The organism is Streptomyces musisoli (genome assembly GCF_016741855.1).
Lineage (GTDB): Bacteria > Actinomycetota > Actinomycetes > Streptomycetales > Streptomycetaceae > Streptomyces > Streptomyces musisoli.
Map to the genome: position 1 here is coordinate 270,280 of NZ_JAERRH010000009.1, position 18,388 is coordinate 288,667.

Below are 18,388 nucleotides of genomic sequence, written 5' to 3' on the forward strand. Positions count from 1 at the left end.
GGAACCCATGTGGCGTACACCACGTCACTCCCTCTTGACCATGACCCCGTGACCGGTCCGGTCCACCGCCCGGTCGATAATCGAGCCCGTGACCGATCTTGAAACGCGCGTGGCCCCACCCCACGCCCCTCTCCTGCGCCGGGCGGTTGCGGCCCTCCTGGGCTACGCGGCGGTCCGCGCCCTGGGGCTGGCCGTGCTCGCCGTGTGGAGCGCCGCGCGCGGCAAGAGCGCGTACACCTTGCTGACCGCGCGCTGGGACTCGCTCTGGTACACGCGGGTCGCCGAGCTGGGCTACGGCTACGAGGTGCGGCTGCCGAACGGGGACGTCCACTCCAACCTGGCGTTCTTCCCGCTGCTGCCGTGGCTGGAGCGGCTGCTGCACGCGGTCACCCCGCTGTCGTACGCGGACGCCGGGTTCGTGGTGAGCCTGCTGGGCTCGCTCGCCGCGGCGGCCGGGATCTACGCGGTCGCGGAGCGGGTGTACGGGGCCCGGGCCGGGATCTGCGCCGTACTGCTGTGGGCCGTGCTGCCGGTCGGGGTCGTGCAGTCGATGGCGTACAGCGAGTCGCTGTTCACGGCGCTGGCGGCCTGGTCGCTGTACGCGCTGCTGACCGGGCGGTGGGTGAGCGCGGGCGTGCTGGCGGCCCTGGCGGGGCTGACCCGGCCGGTGGGGGTGGCGGTGGTCGCCGCGGTGTGGACGGCGGGGGTGGTCTCGTTCGTGCGAGAGCACGGTGCGGAGCGCACGCCGGGCGCACTCCCTTCTCTGTACGCCCCACGCCGGCGCCGCGCGCTCGGCATGCTGCTGGCTCCGCTCGGTGCCGCCGCGTACGTGCTCTGGGTCGGCCACCGCACCGGCAAGGGTCCGCTCGGGTACCTGGACGTCCAGGCCGGGTGGCGCAACGGCTTCGACGGCGGCTACGCCTTCGCCCGCTTCGTGGCCGACAAGTTCACGTCATTCCCGTCCGCCCTGGCCGGCCTCGGCCTGATCGTCGGCGTCGCCCTGCTGATCTGGCTGTACGTCACCGGAGTGCGCGAGCGTCAGCCGATCGAACTACTGGTGTACACGGGTGTCGTGCTCGCCCTCGCCCTGTGCGCGTCGAGCTACTTCGGCTCCAAGCCGCGGCTGCTGATGCCGGCCTTCCCGGTGCTGCTGCCGCTCGCCCGCACCCTGGCCGGGCCGCGCGCGTTCCGATCAGCCCTGGTCACGGCCGGATTGGCGGTCGTGGCGGCGGTCTATGGGGCTTTCTGGCTGAACGGCTCCGGGCCCCCGTGATCGACTCGGCCCGCCGATGACACCCGGGAGAATTCCGCACGAGGGCCGGGTTAACGCATTCATAAGTGCCATATAAACAACGCCCCGCACGGTCAGAGGAATTGACCCGTCTGCTCTCGCCGGATTGCGGAATCCAATGAATTCGGGCCGCCCTTGAGACCTTTCCCACATCACATCGTCATCACAAAGCCGCTGTTTCGACCGGGAACACAGCTCACTCGCTGTAACGTCGATTGGGTGCGTACCGAACGAAACCTCACCCGGCGTCTGGACCGGGTGTTCGCCAGACTGGACCGTGAGCCGGAACGACCGGCCCACATCGATGTGCCGAGGATGAGCCGGCACCGGGTCGTCCTGTTCTCGGCGACCCTGGCTTTCTACCTGGCGATCGTGTGGGCCGTGGTGACCACCTCCTGGCTCGTCCGGCTGGACTGGCAGGTCATGTTCTTCCGGCCGTACCAGCAGTGGCCGCAGATCCACGCGTTCCTCGACTACTACGTGGTGCTCGGCCAGCGCGGCCCCACCGCCGTGATGGTCGCGTCCTGGCTGGGCTGGCGCTCCTGGCGGCAGCACACCCTCCGCCCCCTGCTGACCCTTGCCACCTCCCTGCTGGTCCTGAACATCACGGTCGGCGCCGCCAAGCTCGGGATGGGACGCCTCGGTCCGCACTACGCGACCGTGATCGGCTCGAGCGAGATGGGTCTCGGCGGCGATATATTTCCCAGCGGCCACACCGCCAACGCGGTGGTGACCTGGGGGATCCTGGCGTACCTGGCCTCCAGCCCGAGGGCCCGCCGCTGGCTGTCGGCCCTGTCCGCGGTCACCTCGCTCGGCGTCGGCCTCACCACCGTCTACCTCGGTACGCACTGGCTGAGCGACGTCCTGCTGGGCTGGGCCGCCGGCCTGCTCATCATGCTCGCCCTGCCCTGGTTCGAGCCGCTGGTCACCAAGGCCGAGACCACGCTCTTCGACCTGCGCGACCGGTTGCGCGACCGGCTCGGCCGGCCCGCGCCCGAGCCCGCCGTCCCGGTCACGCCGGTCGTGCTCATGCCGCGCACCACGTCCGCCGAGCAGCCGGCGCCGGCCCGTGAACCGGTCTCCTCGACCCGGTCCTCCCGGGGTCTGGCACACCTGGCGCCCGGAGCGCACGCGGCGCGGTCGGAGCGCCCGGTCACCCCGGCGGGCAGCCGCCGCCCGCCGCACGCCGACCGTGTCCCGCGCGGCACGACCCAGCCCGCCCGCCCCTTGACAGGCGGCTGACGGCACGACGGCGGCGGGGTCCGGTACGCACCACCGCCCCGCGCCACGGCGAAGGCCCCGCTCCCGGAGAGGGAGACGGGGCCTTCGCCGTACCCGCGTCGGGACGAGGGGGCCTCACCCCTTCCAGGCGCGGTCCACCCGGCCGTCCCGTACCTCGAAGTTCAGCCGTCCGGCCCGGTATTCCATGGTGATGATCGCGCCCGGCGGCAGCGACCGTACCGTCGACCAGCCGCGCTGCCGGGCGAGCCGCTCGGCTTCCGCGGCGTCGAGACCGACGTACCCGTCCGGGCTGTCCTGGGGCTCCGCTGGCGGAGTGGGAATCGGTGCCATGCGGCCACGCTAGGCCGCGACCGGCGGTGACGGAAGCCGGGCACGGCTGGGTAAGGCCCGTATCCGGACCCCGTCACACTTCTGTCACAGCTCCCCCGATGCCGTTTCGGCCACCGCGACTTCGGTCCCGGCTGCGGGGGGCGTCACACGTACGAGGGTTTCCGTTCCGCTTGCCGGGGTAATCGAACGGAATTCATGCGTGCCGGAGGAGCCTCTTCGAATTCCCCGGGGAAAGCGCCGGGGCGGGGATCGGGGGCGGCTCCGGAGCGTGATTCCCCACGCAATCCGGTGGACTGCCGCAACAGCTGACACCACATAGGAATTTCACGGATCCATCACATGTGCCGCCGAGCGCCCCCGGTCCGAGCCGCGGGCCGCGGGCGGCCCCTCGAGGGCGGGCCCGGGCGCGGCGAGGCGAAGGGGCGAGCCATGGGGACCGGGACGGCGAGGGCGGCGGCACGGCCGGTGCGGCGGCTCGGGGGCCGGATCCGCCGTCCCGGCGCGGACAGCCGCCGTCCCGGTGGGGACGGCGGCTGTCGGGTGTCGTCGCGGCGGCGCTCAGAGCGCGAGGCGCTGGCCGGGCACGATCAGATCGGGGTCGTCGCCGATGACGGCCTTGTTGGCGGCGTAGACCCGCTGCCAGGTGGTCCCGTGGCGGGCGGCGATGGTGCTCAGGGTGTCGCCCTCGCGGACGGTGTAGTCACCGCGGGAGGCGCTGCGGCCGGTGGCGGCCGCCGGGCGTTCCGGCGTCCTCGCCGGCGCGGACCTGGACGGGGTGGACCCGGACGGGGCGGACTTCGCCGGTGCGGACTTCGTCGTCGCGCCGCCGGTCGAGGCCGACGTACCGGAGGAACCGGTGTGGGACGCCGCGGGAGCGGCGCCCGAGGCCCCGGCCCGGGCCGAGCAGACCGGCCAGGCACCCCAGCCCTGGGCCTGCTGGACCTTGGTGGCGACGGCGACCTGCGCGCTCCTGGAGGCCTGGTCGGCCGTCGGGGCGTAGGCGGTGCCGCCGTACGCGCGCCAGGTCGAGGCGGAGAACTGGAGCCCGCCGTAGTAGCCGTTGCCGGTGTTGATGTGCCAGTTGCCACCGCTCTCGCACTGGGCGATGCGGTCCCACACTCCGTTGTCCGCCGCGGCGGCGTTGCCGGTCGCGGCCAGCAGTCCCAGCGGGGCCAGCAGGGCGGCTCCGGCGAGCGCGGCCGCCGTACGGCCCTTGCGGGCGCTGTCGGGACGGGCGGTGTTGCGGGTGGTATCGGCACACTCGGACATGTAGTTCCCTCTCCACGAACCCGGGCTCCCCCAGGCGGAGCGCGCCTCGCCGCGTATGGCCGCGGTTCCGCGCACCCGCCCCGTCCGCCGTGACCGGTTCCGGCGATCGTGCTCTGCCTGGTGCCGGCTGGCGGACGTACCCGAGCGGTGCTCGTTGCACACGGCGGAGGAATGTAAGGAGGGCGGGCAGCCGGAATCAACCAACTCACCGTCGTTCCAGGCCAGTTCCCCGTTACCGCGAGTATCGGCGATTTTCAGACACCCACTACATCCTTTGATTTACTGATTTTTCGACCACCCCCTGAAGCGATCTGTGACCCACTTCACCCGTTCAAGTTCCTTGACCCCGCGCGAAGTTGACGGTGTGTGGCCGATTCCGCACCAAAGGTGACCCTGTGCGCCGGAAGGTTCGAACCGGTCGGTCCCGGGGCGTGACCCCCACCACAGGACGCCCGTTGTCTTCTTCATGAGCCCGCAACCCCGGGGGCTCATCGGCCGGGAGCCACCCGGCCGACCCCAGCACCGCATCCCGAGGGAGCCACCCGTGCCGCGCATGCTCGACGTCAGCGACGCCGTACGCGCCGAGATCGGCGACGAAGAAGCCGACCGGCTGCTCGCCGGAGAGAACGCCCCGGGCAGTTACGACTGCACGTCCTGTCGCACCCCGGGCGACTCCGAGCAGGAGCGCACCAGCACCGTCCTGTTCGTCGGTGACGAGACCGCCGTCCTCGCCTTCGCCCACGCCAGCTGCCTGCCCTCGCAGGTCGTCCAGGTCACCGAGGAGCAGCTCCAGGGCGCCGTCCGGTCCATCGGCACCGCCGGTGGCGACATGGCCGGCATCGAGCCGCACACGGCCGTGCCCGAGCAGGCGGTGCTCGGCGTGACCAGCGGGCTCGTCCTGGTCGACGGCGAGCTGCACCCCGCGCTCGTCGTCGAGCCGACCTCCCCGATCGTCCGCCCGGGCACGATCGGTGCCGGCGACGACTTCCTTCCGCTCCTCATCGAGCAGGGCTTCATGCCGGTCACCGAGCTGGCCTCCGTCCCCGCGGTGCTGCACGGCTGGTCCGTCCTGCTGGCCATGGGCCGGCTGCACGCGGTGCTCCAGCCGTCGAGCAACGGCGGGCAGCCGGTCGCCTGGTGGCAGGCGCACCAGCCGCTCCAGGTCACGGACAGCTGGCGGGCGGCGGCGAACAAGCACCAGCAGGTGCTGCTGTTCGCGGCGCCGGTCGGGTCCATCGGCCGGCAGCCTCGGGAGGACCTGCTGCGGGACGCCCTGGACAAGGCCGCGGCAGGCGGCAGGCTGGTCGCCGCGGCGCTGCCGCTCGCCGGCACCTGAGCCCCGCGCGCCCGTCCGACCGCATCCCTTTGCGATCCCGGTCGTTTGGACATACGTGCACGCATACGACACTCCTCCCCGCCGGTCGTCCTTCTCCGCCGTCCCCTCCGCGAGGGCTGCGCAGGAGCCATCCGGCGGACCGTCGGCCACACCGATCTACGACTCGCTCTACGCGGAGTGGGTCAAGGCCTTCCGTACGCTGCCGGGAGACCGCAGCGGCGAGGAGGAGCTGAGGTTCAGCGCCTTCGGGGACTTCCCGGACGGCACGGGCGCGTACGGCGGCCACCGGGCGGGGTCGTTCAGCAGCTCGTACAGCGCCTACAGCGCGGGGGCCTACAGCGCCCGGCAGCAGTCGCAGTGGCAGCGGGTCGGCACGCTCGGACGGCAGCACGACACCGGGATGCAGTACGTCCCGGCCGCCGCGCTGCCGCCGGCACCGCGCCGTGGCGCGTGACGGGCGCACGCACGTGAAGGGCGGCCCCTGGTTTCCCAGGGACCGCCCTTCACGACGTGCCGCCGTCGCTGCAGCGGCTACTTCTTCTTCCCGCCGCGCTTCTCGCGCACCCGGACCGAGATGTGGATCGGGGTGCCCTCGAAGGCGAACTCCTCGCGCAGCCGGCGCTCGATGAAACGCCGGTAGCCCGCCTCGATGAAGCCGGAGGCGAAGAGCACGAACCGCGGGGGCTTGGTGCCGGCCTGGGTGCCGAACAGGATGCGCGGCTGCTTGCCGCCCCGGACGGGGTGCGGGTGGGCCGAGACCAGCTCGCCCAGGAAGGCGTTCAGCCGGCCGGTGGGGACACGGGTCTCCCAGCCGGCGAGGGCGGTCTCGATCGCCGGGACCAGCTTCTCCATGTGACGGCCGGTGCGCGCCGAGACGTTCACCCGCGGGGCCCACGCGATCTGGCCCAGCTCGGTCTCGATCTCCCGCTCCAGGTAGTAGCGGCGCTCCTCGTCGAGGGTGTCCCACTTGTTGTAGGCGATGACCAACGCGCGGCCCGCCTCGACCGCCATGGTGACGATCCGCTGGTCCTGCACGGAGATGTTCTCGGAGGCGTCGATCAGGATGACCGCGACCTCCGCCTTCTCCACGGCGGCGGCCGTGCGCAGCGAGGCGTAGTAGTCGGCGCCCTGCTGGAGGTGGACGCGCTTGCGGATGCCGGCGGTGTCCACGAACTTCCAGGTCTTGCCGCCGAGTTCGATGATCTCGTCGACCGGGTCGCGGGTGGTGCCCGCCAGCTCGTTGACGACGACGCGCTCCTCGCCGGCCACCTTGTTCAGCAGCGAGGACTTGCCGACGTTCGGGCGGCCGATCAGGGCGATGCGGCGGGGCCCGCCGACGGCCGTGCCGAACGACTGCTCGGGCGCGCTCGGCAGGACCTCCAGGACGGCGTCGAGCATGTCGCCCGTCCCACGGCCGTGCAGGGCCGAGACGGGGTGGGGCTCGCCGAGGCCCAGGTTCCACAGGTAGGACGCGTCGGCCTCACCGCTCGGGCCGTCGACCTTGTTGGCGCAGAGCACGACCGGCTTGCCGGCCTTGCGCAGCAGCCGTACGACCGCCTCGTCGGTGTCGGTCGCGCCGACCTTGGCGTCGACGACGAAGACGACCGCGTCGGCGGCCTCGATCGCGTACTCGGCCTGCGCGGCCACGGAGGCGTCGATACCGAGGACGTCCTGCTCCCAGCCGCCGGTGTCGACGACCTTGAAGCGGCGGCCGGCCCACTCGGCCTCGTAGGTGACACGGTCGCGGGTGACGCCCGGCCGGTCCTCGACGACCGCCTCACGGCGGCCGATCATCCGGTTCACCAGGGTCGACTTGCCGACATTGGGGCGGCCGACGACGGCGAGCACGGGCAGCGGGCCGTGACCCGCCGCCTCGATGGCGCCCTCGACGTCCTCGATGTCGAAGCCCTCTTCCGCGGCGAGCTCCATGAACTCCGCGTACTCGGCCTCGCCGAGAGCCCCGTGGTCGTACTCGTGCGCGTCCTCGTGCGCGTCCGAGCCGTCGGGCTGGATGTCGTCGTTCATGAAGTCCGTACCTCGTCGTTCATTCGTGGTGATCGGTGGAGCACCCCAGCTGGGCTGATCCACTACTCAAGTGTCGCCTAGCGCCCGGTCAGGCGCCTGGCGTTTTCCAGGTGGCTGCTGAGCTGCTTCTGGATGCGCTCGGTCGCCTCGTCCAGCGCCGCGCGCGTGCGCCGTCCGCTGCCGTCCCCGGCCTCGAACGGGTCGCCGAAGACGACGTCGACACGGGAGCGCAGCGGAGGCAGCCCCTCTATCAACCGCCCCGGCTTCTCGGAGCTTCCCAGTACCGCCACGGGCACGATCGGTGCCCCGCTGCGGACCGCGAAGTAGGCGAGCCCGGCGCGCAGGGAGGCGAAGTCGCCCTCGCCCCGGGTGCCCTCCGGAAAGATGCCGAGCACTCCCCCGTTGCCCAGGACGCCGAGCGCGTCGGTGATCGCCGTGCGGTCGGCGGACGTGCGGTCCACCTTCAGCTGGCCGATGCCCGTCAGGAACGTGCCCAGCGGACCGACGAACGCCTCCTTCTTGATCAGGAAGTGCGTCGGCCGGGGCGACACACCCATGACCATGGGGCCGTCGATGTTGTGGGAGTGGTTCACCGCGAGGATCGCCGGGCCGCTCGCGGGCACCCGCCAGGCGCCGAGCACCCGCGGTCTCCACAGCCCGTACATCAGGCCGACGCCGATGCGCCGGCCCACCTCGGCGCCCCGCTCGGACGGAACGCTCACTTCCCGGCCCGCTTCTCCTCGACCAGGGTGACGACGCACTCGATGACCTGGGCGAGGGTGAGTTCGGTGGTGTCCACCTCGACGGCGTCGCCGGCCTTGGCGAGCGGCGAGGTCTTGCGGCTGGAGTCGGCCGCGTCCCGCTTGATCAGGGCCTCGCGGGTGGCGTTGACGTCGGCGCCCTTCAGCTCGCCGCTGCGGCGGGCCGCGCGGGCCTCCGGGGACGCGGTGAGGAAGATCTTCAGGTCGGCGTCCGGGAGGACGGTGGTACCGATGTCCCGGCCCTCGACCACGATGCCCCGCTCCGCGGCGACGGCCAGCGAACGCTGAAGCTCGGTGATCCGGGTGCGCACCTCGGGCACCGCGCTGACCGCGCTGACGCTGGAGGTGACCTCCTGGGTGCGGATCGGGCCGGCCACGTCCACACCGTCGACCGTGATCGTCGGGCCGGCCGGGTCGGTGCCGGAGATGATCTCCGGCTTGCCGGCGACGGCGGCGATGGCGGTCGGGTCCTCCAGGTCGATGCCGTTGGTCACCATCCACCAGGTGATCGCCCGGTACTGGGCGCCGGTGTCCAGATAGCTCAGGCCGAGCTGGGCGGCCACGGCCCTCGACGTGCTCGACTTGCCCGTGCCGGAGGGACCGTCGATCGCGACGATCACGGGCTTGGCGGTCGGGGCGCCGTTTTCCACGGGGGACACCTTCCTGGTGAAGGGTGGTGAGCGGGGTCCGGGCGCGAGGGCGCCCCGGACAAGGTTACTGGCTCGCGGGAGGCGTCCTCACCGGGCGTTACCCGCGCAGCGCCCAGCCCCGCTGGCGCAGTGCCTCCTTCAGGGCCGCCGCCGCCCTCGGCTCGACCATGAGCTGCACCAGACCGGCCTGCTGCCCCGTTGCGTGCTCGATCCGGACGTCCTCGATGTTGACGCCGGCCCGGTCGGCGTCCGCGAAGATGCGGGCCAGCTGGCCGGGCTGGTCGTCGATGAGGACGACGACGGTCTCGTACACGCGCGGGGCGCTGCCGTGCTTGCCGGGTACCCGCACCTGGCCGGCGTTCCCACGGCGCAGCACGGCCTCGACACCGGCGGTGCCCTCGCCGCGCTTGGCGTCGTCGGAGGACTGCAGGGCGCGCAGCGCCTGGACCGTCTCGTCCAGGTCGGCGGCGACGTCGGAGAGCAGGTCGGCGACCGGGCCCGGGTTCGCGGACAGGATGTCGATCCACATGCGCGGATCGGAGGCGGCGATCCGGGTCACGTCCCGGATCCCCTGGCCGCACAGCCGTACGGCGGCCTCCTCGGCGTGCTCCAGGCGGGCGGCGACCAGGCTGGAGACCAGGTGGGGCATGTGGGAGACGAGGGCGACGGCGCGGTCGTGCGCGTCGGCGTCCATGACGACCGGGACGGCCCGGCAGTGCGAGACCAGCTCCAGGGCGAGGTTCAGCACCTCGGTGTCGGTGTCCCGGGTGGGGGTGAGCACCCAGGGGCGGCCCTCGAAGAGGTCGCCGGTGGCGGCCAGCGGGCCGGACTTCTCCCGGCCGGACATGGGGTGCGTGCCGAGGTAGGCCGACAGGTCCAGGCCGAGCGACTCCAGCTCACGGCGGGGGCCGCCCTTGACGCTGGCCACGTCCAGGTAGCCGCGGGCCACGCCCCGGCGCATCGCGTCGGCGAGCACCCGGGCCACGTGGGCGGGCGGGGCGGCCACGATCGCGACGTCCACCGGGCCCTCGGGTGCCTCGTCGGTGCCGGCGCCCAGCGCGGCGGCCGTACGGGCCTGCTCGGGGTCGTGGTCGTCGAGGTGGACGGTGACGCCGCGCTGGGCGAGCGCGAGGGCGGCGGAGGTGCCGATCAGGCCGGTTCCGATGACGAGTGCGGTTCTCACTGGGCGATGTCCTTGCGCAGCGCCGCGGCGGCGCCGGGGTAGACGTGGCTGATGTCGGCGCGGGGGCGGTCCCACTCGCTGTGCGCGAGGATCCGCACGAGGCGGGGCATGGCGCCCGCGACGTCCGGCTCCTGGGCGCAGCCGAGGGGTACGCCGATGCCCGGCTCGCGGGCGGCGGCGGCCGGGAAGTCGCCGTGCGGGTCGGGGGTGGCCGTGAACCAGATGCTGATCAGGTCGTCGGCGGTCAGCCCGTTCCGCTCGAGGACGGCGGTGAGCAGCGCTCCGACCTGCTCCTCCATGTGACCGGCCTCGTCCGGCTCCGGTTGGACGGCCCCCCGGACCGCTCGTACCGCCACGGCGCTGCTCCTCGCTGACGTACGTGTCTGTTCTTGGTCCGTCCAGCGTAGTCAGCCCGCGCGGTACGGGCGCACGCCGCCCGCTCGCTGAGACGATGCGAAAGATCCGTTATTGACCGTTCTGGAAGGCTGTACGGAGGTCTGACATGACCCAGCCCGCGACACGGCGCACCGTTCTCGCCACGGGCGCCGGCGCGCTCGCCCTGGGATGCGTGGGATGCGGCGCCGACAGGAACGAAGGCGGTGCCGCACCGGCGTCGCCGACGGCGTCCGGATCGTCGGCGCCCCCCTCCGGCATGGCGGCGTCCCCCGCCGCCCAGGAGGCGTCTTCCACCGGGAGGCGGCTGGCGATGACCAGCGACATCCCGGAGGGCGGCGGCAAGGTCTTCAAGGAGGAGAAGATCGTGGTCACCCAGCCGAAGAAGGGTGACTTCAAGGCGTTCTCGGCGATCTGCACGCACCAGGGCTGCACGGTGAACCGGGTGGCGGACGGCACCATCGACTGCCCCTGCCACGGCAGCAAGTACCGCATCGCCGACGGCTCGGTGGCTCACGGCCCCGCGACCAGGCCGCTCGGGAAGGAGTCGATCACGGTGTCGGGAAATTCGATCCACCTGGCCTGAGCGGGCCGCGTACGCTCCGGGGATGCAGCCGCAGGACCTCGTACGCGACCACACCGTCTACTCCTGTGTGATGGGCTCCCGCGCCTTCGGTCTGGCCACGGACGCCAGCGACACCGACCGGCGCGGGGTGTTCCTCGCCCCCACCCCGCTGTACTGGCGGTTCGAGAAGCCGCCCACGCATGTGGAGGGACCCGGCGAGGAGCAGTTCTCCTGGGAGCTGGAGCGGTTCTGCGAGCTGGCGCTGCGCGGCAACCCGAACATCCTGGAGTGCCTGCACTCGCCGCTGGTGGAGCACGTGGACGACACCGGCCGCGAGCTGCTGGACCTGCGCGGCGCCTTCCTGTCCCGGCAGACGTACGACACGTTCACCCGTTACGCCCTCGGCCAGCGCAAGAAGCTCGACGCCGACGTCCGTACGACCGGCGCCCCGCGCTGGAAGCACGCCATGCACCTGCTGCGGCTGCTGATGTCCGCGCGGGACCTGCTGCGCTCCGGTCAGCTGCGGATCGACGTCGGCGAGCAGCGCGAGCCCCTGCTGGCGGTGAAGCGCGGCGAGGTGCCGTGGGCGCGGGCGGAGGAGTGGATGGTCCGGCTGGCCGCCGAGACCGAGGAGGCCCTGCGGGGCAGCCCGCTGCCCGCGGAGCCGGACCACGCGCGCGTGGCCGGCTTCCTGTACCGGGTGCGCCGGGCCTCAGCACTCCAGTCGGAGGCGGACCACCAGATCGTTCAGGGCGTCGTGGGCATCGGTCGCGTCGGGCAGGGCTGAGCCGGCCTGCGCCTCGTCGAGCAGGGTGTGCAGCCGCTTCACGTCGACCTCCACGCGCGCGTGGTCGACGACGGCCCTGCCGTGCTCCTGTTCCGCCTTGGCGGCTATCAGTTCGGGCAGGTAGTCGGGCGCGCCGTCCTGGTCCAGGAGCGTGGGCAGATGGGCCTGGACCTCGCCGGTGCGCATGAGGTGGATGCCGGTGAGCAGCACCCGGAAGGTGTACAGCAGCGGCTTCAGCTCATCGGTCTTCGCGAACAGCCGCCACTGGGTCGCCGCGAACCCGCGGTAGTGGTGGGCGTGGTGGCGGGTGAGGACGCGGGGGGCCAGCGCGGCCAGCTCCCGGTGGGCGTCGGAGGTGTGCACCACCAGGGGCGAGAGCAGCTGTTCCAGCACATAGCCGTTGCGGCGGAGCATCAGCCGTACGAACTTGCGCAGGTCGTGGGTGACGAGGTCCAGTTCGACGCCGTCGCGGACCCAGGTCCGCGAGCGGGTCTCCTCCGGCTCGCGCAGACCGAGGAGTTCGGCCGCGGGCAGCAGATGGACCCCCCGCAGGTCCACGTCGGAGTCCTGCGAGGGGAAGCCGTACAGATGGGCTCCGGAGACGGTCGCTAACAGCAGCGGGTCGGGCTGTTCCGCCACCACGGGGGCCAGGTCCATGCCGAGATCGTCGATCATGGACCTAAGCATCCCAGAGTGAACCCAGGGCCAAAAGATCCTCTCGGTACTCGATGCGCCCGGCCCAGTCGGCGGGCCAGGCGTCGGCGCCCAGCCAGGCGCCCGCGAAGGCGCCGGTGAGGCAGGCGATGGAGTCGGAGTCGCCGGCGGTGCAGGCGGCCCGGCGCAGGGCGGTGACGGGCTCGTCCGGGAAGAGCAGGAAGCACAGCAGGCCGGTGGCGAACGCCTCCTCGGCTATCCAGCCCTCGCCGGTGGCCAGACAGGGGTCGGTCTCCGGGGAGACGGTCCGCACGGCCTCCTGGAGCCGGCCGAGGATCGCCAGGCACTCGTCCCAGCCGCGCGCGATGAAGTGCTCCGGACTCGGGTCCTGGGAGCGGGTCCACAGGTCGCCGAGCCAGGTGTGGTCGTAGCGGGTGCGGTGGTGCAGGGCGTAGGAGCGCAGCCGTCCGACGAGTCCGGCCGGGTCGATGCCCTGGGCGAGCAGGTGGACGGCGTGGGCGGTGAGGTCGGAGGCGGCCAGCGCGGTGGGGTGGCCGTGGGTGAGCGCGGACTGCAACTGGGCGGCGCCGGCGCGCTGTTCCTCGTCGAGGCCGGGCGCGAGGCCGATCGGGGCGACCCGCATGTTGGCGCCGCAGCCCTTGGAACCGATCTGGCTGGCGTCCTGCCAGCGCCGGCCCTCGTCGTCCAGCAGGGCGCACGCGGTCAGGCAGGTGCGGCCGGGGGCGCGGTTGTTCTCCGGCGAGTGGTACCAGTCCGCGAACTCCTCGCGCAGCGGCCGCTCCAGCCGCTTCGGCGCGAGGTACCCGCGCTCCATGGCCGTGCGCAGTCCGCGCCCGAGGGCGAGGGTCATCTGGGTGTCGTCGGACACGAAGGCCCGCTGCGGCAGCTCCATCTCCCGCCAGGGCCCGCACTTGGCGAGGATCGACGGCACGTCGTCGAACTCGGTCGGGTAGCCGAGGGCGTCCCCGAGGGCGAGGCCGACGAGAGTTCCGGTTGCGGCTCGTTTGGACACGCGGTTCACCATCCCCTTTATCGTCACACTGACAATAAAGGGGAATGGTGATCACGGCAAGGCGCTCTAGAGGTCGACTTCCTTCATCAGCATGCCGACCTCGGTGTTCGACAGGCGGCGCAGCCAGCCCGACTTCTGGTCGCCGAGGGTGATCGGCCCGAAGGAGGTGCGCACCAGCTTCTCGACCGGGAAGCCGGCCTCGGCGAGCATGCGCCGCACGATGTGCTTGCGGCCCTCGTGCAGGGTCACCTCGACCAGGTAGTTCTTGCCGGTCTGCTCCACCACCCGGAAGTGGTCCGCGCGCGCGTAGCCGTCCTCCAGCTGGATGCCGTCCTTCAGGCGCTTGCCGAGGTCACGCGGGATCGGGCCCACGATGGCCGCGAGGTAGGTCTTCTTCACGCCGTACTTCGGGTGCGTGAGGCGGTGCGCCAGCTCGCCGTGGTTGGTGAGCAGGATGACACCCTCGGTCTCGGTGTCCAGCCGGCCGACGTGGAAGAGCCTCGTCTCACGGTTGGTGACGTAGTCACCGAGGCACTGCCGGCCCTCCGGGTCCTCCATGGTGGACACGACACCGGCGGGCTTGTTCAGCGAGAAGAACTGGTACGACTGCGTCGCGACCGTCAGGCCGTCGACCTTGACCTCGTCCTTCTCCGGGTCGACCCGGCGGCCCTGCTCCAGCACGATCTCGCCGTTGATCTCGACCCGGGCCTGCTCGATCAGCTCCTCGCAGGCGCGCCGGGAGCCGTAGCCCGCGCGCGCGAGGACCTTCTGGAGCCGCTCGCCCTCCTGCTCGGCGCCGGGGAAGGTCTTCGGGAGCTTGACGTCCTTCTTGCCCGCGTAGCGCTCGCGGTTGCGCTCCTCGGCCCGCGCGTCGTACTCGCGGGAGCTCGCCGGAGCCGTACGGCCGCGTCCGGTGGCCTGGCTCTGCCTGGGGCCGCCCTTGGCGCCGCCGCGCGCCGAGGCGCCCCGGCCCGACTTCGGACCGTCCTTGGTGGCGCCGGGACCCACGTCGTAGCGCCGCTCCTCCGGGCGCGGCTTCTTCGGCCGGCCGCCCTGCTTGTCGTCACGGGCATTGCCGGCGCCGCGGTAATCACCGCGGCCCCCGCCGCTCCCGCCGCGGCCGCCGCTGTTGCCACCACGGCTCCCGCCGTTGTTTCCGCTGCTGTTCCTGCCGCTGCTGCTTCGCATCAAAGTTCCGTCTTGTCGTCTGCGTCCTCGGAATCCGGGGCGTCCGGATCGAACGACGGCACGCCCTCCTGGGTCTCGGCCTCGATCGCCTCCGCCTCCGGGAGGAAGGGCGCCAGCTCCGGGAGCTCGTCCAGGCCGCGCAGGCCCATCCGCTCCAGGAAGTAGTTCGTCGTCCTGTACAGGATCGCACCTGTTTCGGGTTCCGCGCCCGCCTCCTCGACCAGACCGCGCTGAAGGAGGGTCCGCATGACACCGTCGCAGTTGACCCCGCGCACCGCGGAGACGCGGCTGCGGCTGACCGGCTGGCGGTAGGCGACCACCGCGAGGGTCTCCAGCGCGGCCTGCGTGAGCCGGGCCGTCTGGCCGTCCAGCACCAGCCGCTCGACGGCGGGCGCGTACGCGGCGCGGGTGTAGAAGCGCCAGCCGCCGGCGACGAAGCGCAGCTCGAAGCCGCGGCCCTGCACGGTGTACTCGTCGGCCAGCTCGCGCAGCGCGTCCGCGATCTGCCGTCTCGGCCGCTCCAGCAGTCTGGCCAGGTGCTCCTCGGTCGCGGGCTCGTCCACGACCATGAGCATCGCCTCCAGGGCGGGCTTGAGGTCGAGGGCGGCGACGGCATGCGGCCCGGCCGGGGTCTCGGCGGTCTCCTCGCTCATGCCTTCTTCTCCTCCCTGGCCGGCCCGGCCTCCTCGGGCGGCCGGTCGAACTCGTCCGTGACCACGGGGGCCGTGCCCGCGTCCCCGCCGGTCCAGCGCACGGTCAGCTCCCCGAGCGCGGCCTCCTGCTCCAGCGCGACGGCCTTCTCCCGGTACAGCTCCAGCAGGGCGAGGAAGCGGGCCACGACGGTGAGCGTGTCGTCGGTGTCCTCGACGAGCGCCCGGAAGCTCGCCTCGCCCAGCTCCCTGAGCCGCGCCACCACGATCCCCGCCTGTTCCCGCACGCTGACCAGCGGGGCGTGGATGTGGTCGACGTAGACCCGCGGCTTGGGCTTGGGCTGCATCGCCTTGACCGCGAGCCGGGCGAAGCCCTCGGGGCCGATGCTGATGACGACCTCGGGCAGCAGCTCGGCGTGGTGCGGTTCGAGGCCGACGGTACGGGGCCGGCAGCGGGCCTCGTCGTCGAGCCGCTGGTTGAAGATGTCGGCGATCTGCTTGTACGCGCGGTACTGGAGCAGCCGCGCGAACAGCAGGTCCCGGGCCTCCAGCAGCGCGAGGTCGGCCTCGTCCTCCACCTCGGCGGCGGGCAGCAGGCGGGCGGCCTTGAGGTCGAGCAGGGTGGCCGCGACGACGAGGAACTCCGTGGTCTGGTCCAGGTCCCAGTCCGGTCCCATGGCCCGGATGTGCGCCATGAACTCGTCGGTGACCTTCGACAGGGCGACCTCGGTGACGTCCAGCTTGTGCTTGGAGATCAGCTGGAGGAGGAGGTCGAAGGGCCCCTCGAAGTTGGCGAGCCGGACCTTGAAGACACCGTCGGGAACGACCCCGGCCTCAGCGGGCTCCGGCTCGGCAGCCGTGGACACGGCGGGCTCGGGGTCGGCAGGCCGGGGTTCGGCGGGCTCCGGCTCGGCAGCCACGGATACGGCAGGCTCCGGCTCGGCAGGCTCCGGTTCCGTAGGCCGGGGTTCGGCGGGCTCGGGCTCGGCCGCCGTGGATACCGCGGGCTCCGGCTCGGCCGCCGCGGGCTGGGACGGGAACTCGGTCGCCGCCACGGACCCGTTCCCCGGCTCGGCCGGCGAAGCCCCCGGCCCCCGCCCCAGCGCACGCCGACGGCCGGCTCCTGGGCCGGGGGCGGGAACGTCGTTCGAGGTCATGGCCCCCGCAGGCTACCCCTACCGCCCGCGCAGCCGCCGTACCAGGATGCTCGCGTCCCCGCGGGACTCCAGGTCGGCCAGGACCACGGCCACCGCCTCGCGGACGATCCGTCCGCGGTCCACCGCGAGCCCGTGCTCGCCGCGGAGCACCAGACGCGCGTGCTCCAGGTCCATCAGCTCCTCGGCCGAGACGTACACGGTGATCTTCTCGTCGTGCCGCTCGCGCCCGCTGGGCCGCCGGGCCGCCGCCCGCCCGCGCTTGCGCGGCTGCGCGGCGGCAGAACCTTCCTGCGCCGACTGCCGGCGCGCCGGGCGGGTGCGGGCCTCGGCCGAATCGGCCGGCTCGGCCTCCGCCGCCACGTGCTCCGCGCCCTCGCCGTCGCCGCCCCGCACGGGCACCGACTGCGGCGCGTCCTCGGCCGCGGCCGCCTCGTCGCTCTCCCCTGCGGGAGCCGGCACCCGGGCCTCACCGTTGGCCGCGCGCCGGGGAGTCGACGGCTGGAGCGCCATCCCCCCTGTCGTACGGAAGAGTTCGTCGGCCCCCGGCAGACTCACTCGGCGTGACACCGGGCGAGCACCTCCCTGGCGAGCTGGCGGTAGGCGGCGGCACCGACGGAGTTGGAGGCGTACGTGGTGATCGGCTCACCGGCGACCGTGGTCTCCGGGAAGCGGACCGTGCGCCCGATGACCGTGTGGTAGACGTGGTCGTCGAACGCCTCGACGACACGCGCGAGCACCTCACGGCTGTGCACGGTGCGCGAGTCGTACATCGTGGCGAGGATGCCGTCCAGTTCCAGCTCGGGGTTGAGCCGCTCCTGGACCTTCTCGATGGTCTCGGTCAGCAGGGCCACACCGCGCAGCGCGAAGAACTCGCACTCCAGCGGCACTATCACCTTGTGAGCGGCCGTCAGCGCGTTGACCGTGAGCAGGCCGAGCGAGGGCTGACAGTCGATCACGATGTAGTCGTAGTCGGGCAGCAGCGGCTTCAGGGCGCGCTGAAGCGTCGACTCGCGCGCGACCTCGGAGACCAACTGGACCTCGGCGGCCGACAGGTCGATGTTGCTGGGCAGCAGGTCCATGTTGGGGACCGCCGTCTTCAGCAGGACCTCGTCCGCGGACATGCCCCGCTCCATGAGCAGGTTGTAGACGGTGAGGTCCAGTTCCATGGGATTGACGCCGAGACCCACCGACAGCGCGCCCTGCGGGTCGAAGTCCACGAGCAGCACGCGCCGGCCGTACTCCGCGAGCGCGGCACCCAGGTTGATGGTCGACGTCGTCTTGCCGACGCCGCCCTTCTGGTTGCACATCGCGATGATCTTCGCGGGGCCGTGGTCGGTCAGCGGGCCCGGGATCGGGAAGTACGGCAGCGGGCGTCCGGTCGGACCGACGCGCTCACGGCGCTGGCGGGCCGCGTCGGGCGCGAGCGTGGCCGCGTACTCCGGATCGGGCTCGTACTCGGCGTCGGGGTCGTAGAAGTGCCCCTCGGGCAGTTCGTCGTAGTCGGCGAATTGGTTGTGGGGCGCGCCACTTCCGTCGCCGGCCATGGCGTTCACGTGATGGCCATCCATGCTCTGGTGTGCTGTCCCGGCCGCCTGCGGACCGGAACTCTGGTGGGCTGCGAAGGTGCGCACAGCTACGGAGCCGACAGCCTCGAATCCCGCGGGACCCTGGCCCCGGACCGGCATTCCTGGTTGACCACCCCCGGGAGAAAATGTCGACTCATTCACAAGTCGTCTTACCTCCTTGGTGACCAGGAAACTTCTAGACAAGGTCAGCGTGGCACCATGCCGACGGTTGGCGACTCTATGGCGTGTCGGCGGTCCGCAGCAACACAATCCGCCGGACCCGGCAGGATGTGTCGGCAATGAAACATC

The 18,388-nt window shown here is 72.2% G+C and carries 20 protein-coding genes; 6 read left to right on the forward strand and 14 right to left on the reverse strand.

Translation table 11 applies throughout. From position 1 onward, the window contains the following. The first annotated feature begins 88 nt into the window (after positions 1-88). On the forward strand, positions 89-1,273 hold the full coding sequence (locus JK361_RS24450; protein WP_201821747.1) for a glycosyltransferase family 39 protein: 1,185 nt from the start codon (positions 89-91) through the stop codon (positions 1,271-1,273). A 237-nt stretch (positions 1,274-1,510) separates the two neighbouring features. After that, the gene (locus JK361_RS24455; RefSeq protein ID WP_201821749.1) at positions 1,511-2,533 is read left to right on the forward strand and encodes a phosphatase PAP2 family protein; all 1,023 of its coding nucleotides are present in this window, start codon (positions 1,511-1,513) and stop codon (positions 2,531-2,533) included. A gap of 114 nt (positions 2,534-2,647) precedes the next feature. Here JK361_RS24455 and JK361_RS24460 read toward each other — a convergent pair whose 3' ends face one another. Beyond that, positions 2,648-2,863 carry an I78 family peptidase inhibitor gene (locus JK361_RS24460; protein ID WP_201821751.1) on the reverse strand — a complete coding sequence of 72 codons (216 nt, stop codon included), beginning with the start codon at positions 2,861-2,863 and terminating at the stop codon, positions 2,648-2,650. 558 nt (positions 2,864-3,421) lie between these two features. Beyond that, positions 3,422-4,132, reverse strand: a complete 711-nt coding sequence (locus JK361_RS24465; RefSeq protein ID WP_201821753.1) for a LysM peptidoglycan-binding domain-containing protein — start codon at positions 4,130-4,132, stop codon at positions 3,422-3,424. A gap of 544 nt (positions 4,133-4,676) precedes the next feature. On the opposite strand from JK361_RS24465, the gene JK361_RS24470 reads away from it, so the two are divergent. Both JK361_RS24470 and JK361_RS24475 read left to right on the forward strand, forming a co-directional pair. Then, on the forward strand, positions 4,677-5,468 hold the full coding sequence (locus tag JK361_RS24470) for a DUF8842 C-terminal domain-containing protein (RefSeq protein WP_201821755.1): 792 nt from the start codon (positions 4,677-4,679) through the stop codon (positions 5,466-5,468). A 55-nt stretch (positions 5,469-5,523) separates the two neighbouring features. After that, positions 5,524-5,922 carry a hypothetical protein gene (locus JK361_RS24475; RefSeq protein WP_201821757.1) on the forward strand — a complete coding sequence of 133 codons (399 nt, stop codon included), beginning with the start codon at positions 5,524-5,526 and terminating at the stop codon, positions 5,920-5,922. 77 nt (positions 5,923-5,999) lie between these two features. On the opposite strand, the gene der is transcribed toward JK361_RS24475, so the two are convergent. The 5 genes from der to aroH all read right to left on the reverse strand — a co-directional run bounded on the left by der (position 6,000) and on the right by aroH (position 10,443). Beyond that, the gene (gene der / locus JK361_RS24480) at positions 6,000-7,493 is read right to left on the reverse strand and encodes a ribosome biogenesis GTPase Der (protein ID WP_201821759.1); all 1,494 of its coding nucleotides are present in this window, start codon (positions 7,491-7,493) and stop codon (positions 6,000-6,002) included. Between the two features lie 77 nt (positions 7,494-7,570). Next, positions 7,571-8,158 (reverse strand): lysophospholipid acyltransferase family protein, encoded by a 588-nt coding sequence (locus JK361_RS24485; RefSeq protein ID WP_236053528.1) that lies wholly within the window; start codon positions 8,156-8,158, stop codon positions 7,571-7,573. A gap of 53 nt (positions 8,159-8,211) precedes the next feature. Then, positions 8,212-8,904 carry a (d)CMP kinase gene (cmk, locus tag JK361_RS24490; protein ID WP_201821761.1) on the reverse strand — a complete coding sequence of 231 codons (693 nt, stop codon included), beginning with the start codon at positions 8,902-8,904 and terminating at the stop codon, positions 8,212-8,214. A gap of 97 nt (positions 8,905-9,001) precedes the next feature. Then, complete coding sequence (locus tag JK361_RS24495) at positions 9,002-10,087, reverse strand: prephenate dehydrogenase (RefSeq protein ID WP_201821762.1); 1,086 nt, start codon at positions 10,085-10,087, stop codon at positions 9,002-9,004. Continuing rightward, positions 10,084-10,443, reverse strand: a complete 360-nt coding sequence (aroH, locus tag JK361_RS24500) for a chorismate mutase (RefSeq protein ID WP_201821763.1) — start codon at positions 10,441-10,443, stop codon at positions 10,084-10,086. Before aroH ends, JK361_RS24495 begins: the two co-directional genes overlap by 4 nt. A 146-nt stretch (positions 10,444-10,589) precedes the next feature. Between aroH and JK361_RS24505 the strand changes: the two genes are divergently transcribed. After that, positions 10,590-11,066 carry a Rieske (2Fe-2S) protein gene (locus JK361_RS24505; RefSeq protein WP_201821764.1) on the forward strand — a complete coding sequence of 159 codons (477 nt, stop codon included), beginning with the start codon at positions 10,590-10,592 and terminating at the stop codon, positions 11,064-11,066. A 22-nt stretch (positions 11,067-11,088) separates the two neighbouring features. Beyond that, the gene (locus JK361_RS24510) at positions 11,089-11,832 is read left to right on the forward strand and encodes a nucleotidyltransferase domain-containing protein (RefSeq protein WP_201821765.1); all 744 of its coding nucleotides are present in this window, start codon (positions 11,089-11,091) and stop codon (positions 11,830-11,832) included. Here the strand turns inward: JK361_RS24510 and JK361_RS24515 are convergent. From JK361_RS24515 to JK361_RS24545, 7 genes are read right to left on the reverse strand one after another with little or no spacing between them, the layout of a single operon-like run. After that, positions 11,758-12,507: a nucleotidyltransferase domain-containing protein gene (locus JK361_RS24515; RefSeq protein ID WP_201821766.1), complete on the reverse strand. Its 750-nt coding sequence runs from the start codon at positions 12,505-12,507 to the stop codon at positions 11,758-11,760. The genes JK361_RS24510 and JK361_RS24515 overlap by 75 nt on opposite strands. Positions 12,508-12,511: 4 nt before the next feature. Further along, the gene (locus JK361_RS24520; RefSeq protein ID WP_201821767.1) at positions 12,512-13,531 is read right to left on the reverse strand and encodes an ADP-ribosylglycohydrolase family protein; all 1,020 of its coding nucleotides are present in this window, start codon (positions 13,529-13,531) and stop codon (positions 12,512-12,514) included. A gap of 54 nt (positions 13,532-13,585) precedes the next feature. After that, positions 13,586-14,707, reverse strand: coding sequence for a pseudouridine synthase (locus tag JK361_RS24525; protein WP_201821769.1), 1,122 nt, complete (start codon positions 14,705-14,707; stop codon positions 13,586-13,588). After that, positions 14,707-15,360 carry an SMC-Scp complex subunit ScpB gene (scpB, locus tag JK361_RS24530; protein WP_201821771.1) on the reverse strand — a complete coding sequence of 218 codons (654 nt, stop codon included), beginning with the start codon at positions 15,358-15,360 and terminating at the stop codon, positions 14,707-14,709. The genes JK361_RS24525 and scpB overlap by 1 nt, the downstream gene beginning before the upstream one ends. After that, positions 15,357-16,514 (reverse strand): segregation and condensation protein A, encoded by a 1,158-nt coding sequence (locus JK361_RS24535; protein ID WP_201821773.1) that lies wholly within the window; start codon positions 16,512-16,514, stop codon positions 15,357-15,359. Before JK361_RS24535 ends, scpB begins: the two co-directional genes overlap by 4 nt. A gap of 18 nt (positions 16,515-16,532) precedes the next feature. After that, on the reverse strand, positions 16,533-17,081 hold the full coding sequence (locus JK361_RS24540; protein ID WP_201821775.1) for a hypothetical protein: 549 nt from the start codon (positions 17,079-17,081) through the stop codon (positions 16,533-16,535). Further along, positions 17,066-18,199, reverse strand: a complete 1,134-nt coding sequence (locus JK361_RS24545; RefSeq protein WP_201821777.1) for a ParA family protein — start codon at positions 18,197-18,199, stop codon at positions 17,066-17,068. The genes JK361_RS24540 and JK361_RS24545 overlap by 16 nt, the downstream gene beginning before the upstream one ends. Between the last annotated feature and the right edge of the window lie 189 nt (positions 18,200-18,388).

Coding starts and splice junctions, on each gene's coding strand:
- der (WP_201821759.1), bottom strand. CDS start 7,493: ATGAACGACGACATCCAGCCCGACGGCTCGGACGCGCACGAGGACGCG.
- JK361_RS24520 (WP_201821767.1), bottom strand. CDS start 13,531: ATGGTGAACCGCGTGTCCAAACGAGCCGCAACCGGAACTCTCGTCGGC.
- JK361_RS24505 (WP_201821764.1), top strand. CDS start 10,590: ATGACCCAGCCCGCGACACGGCGCACCGTTCTCGCCACGGGCGCCGGC.
- JK361_RS24515 (WP_201821766.1), bottom strand. CDS start 12,507: ATGATCGACGATCTCGGCATGGACCTGGCCCCCGTGGTGGCGGAACAG.
- scpB (WP_201821771.1), bottom strand. CDS start 15,360: ATGAGCGAGGAGACCGCCGAGACCCCGGCCGGGCCGCATGCCGTCGCC.
- JK361_RS24535 (WP_201821773.1), bottom strand. CDS start 16,514: ATGACCTCGAACGACGTTCCCGCCCCCGGCCCAGGAGCCGGCCGTCGG.
- JK361_RS24465 (WP_201821753.1), bottom strand. CDS start 4,132: ATGTCCGAGTGTGCCGATACCACCCGCAACACCGCCCGTCCCGACAGC.
- JK361_RS24460 (WP_201821751.1), bottom strand. CDS start 2,863: ATGGCACCGATTCCCACTCCGCCAGCGGAGCCCCAGGACAGCCCGGAC.
- JK361_RS24485 (WP_236053528.1), bottom strand. CDS start 8,158: ATGTACGGGCTGTGGAGACCGCGGGTGCTCGGCGCCTGGCGGGTGCCC.
- JK361_RS24525 (WP_201821769.1), bottom strand. CDS start 14,707: ATGCGAAGCAGCAGCGGCAGGAACAGCAGCGGAAACAACGGCGGGAGC.
- JK361_RS24510 (WP_201821765.1), top strand. CDS start 11,089: ATGCAGCCGCAGGACCTCGTACGCGACCACACCGTCTACTCCTGTGTG.
- JK361_RS24545 (WP_201821777.1), bottom strand. CDS start 18,199: ATGCCGGTCCGGGGCCAGGGTCCCGCGGGATTCGAGGCTGTCGGCTCC.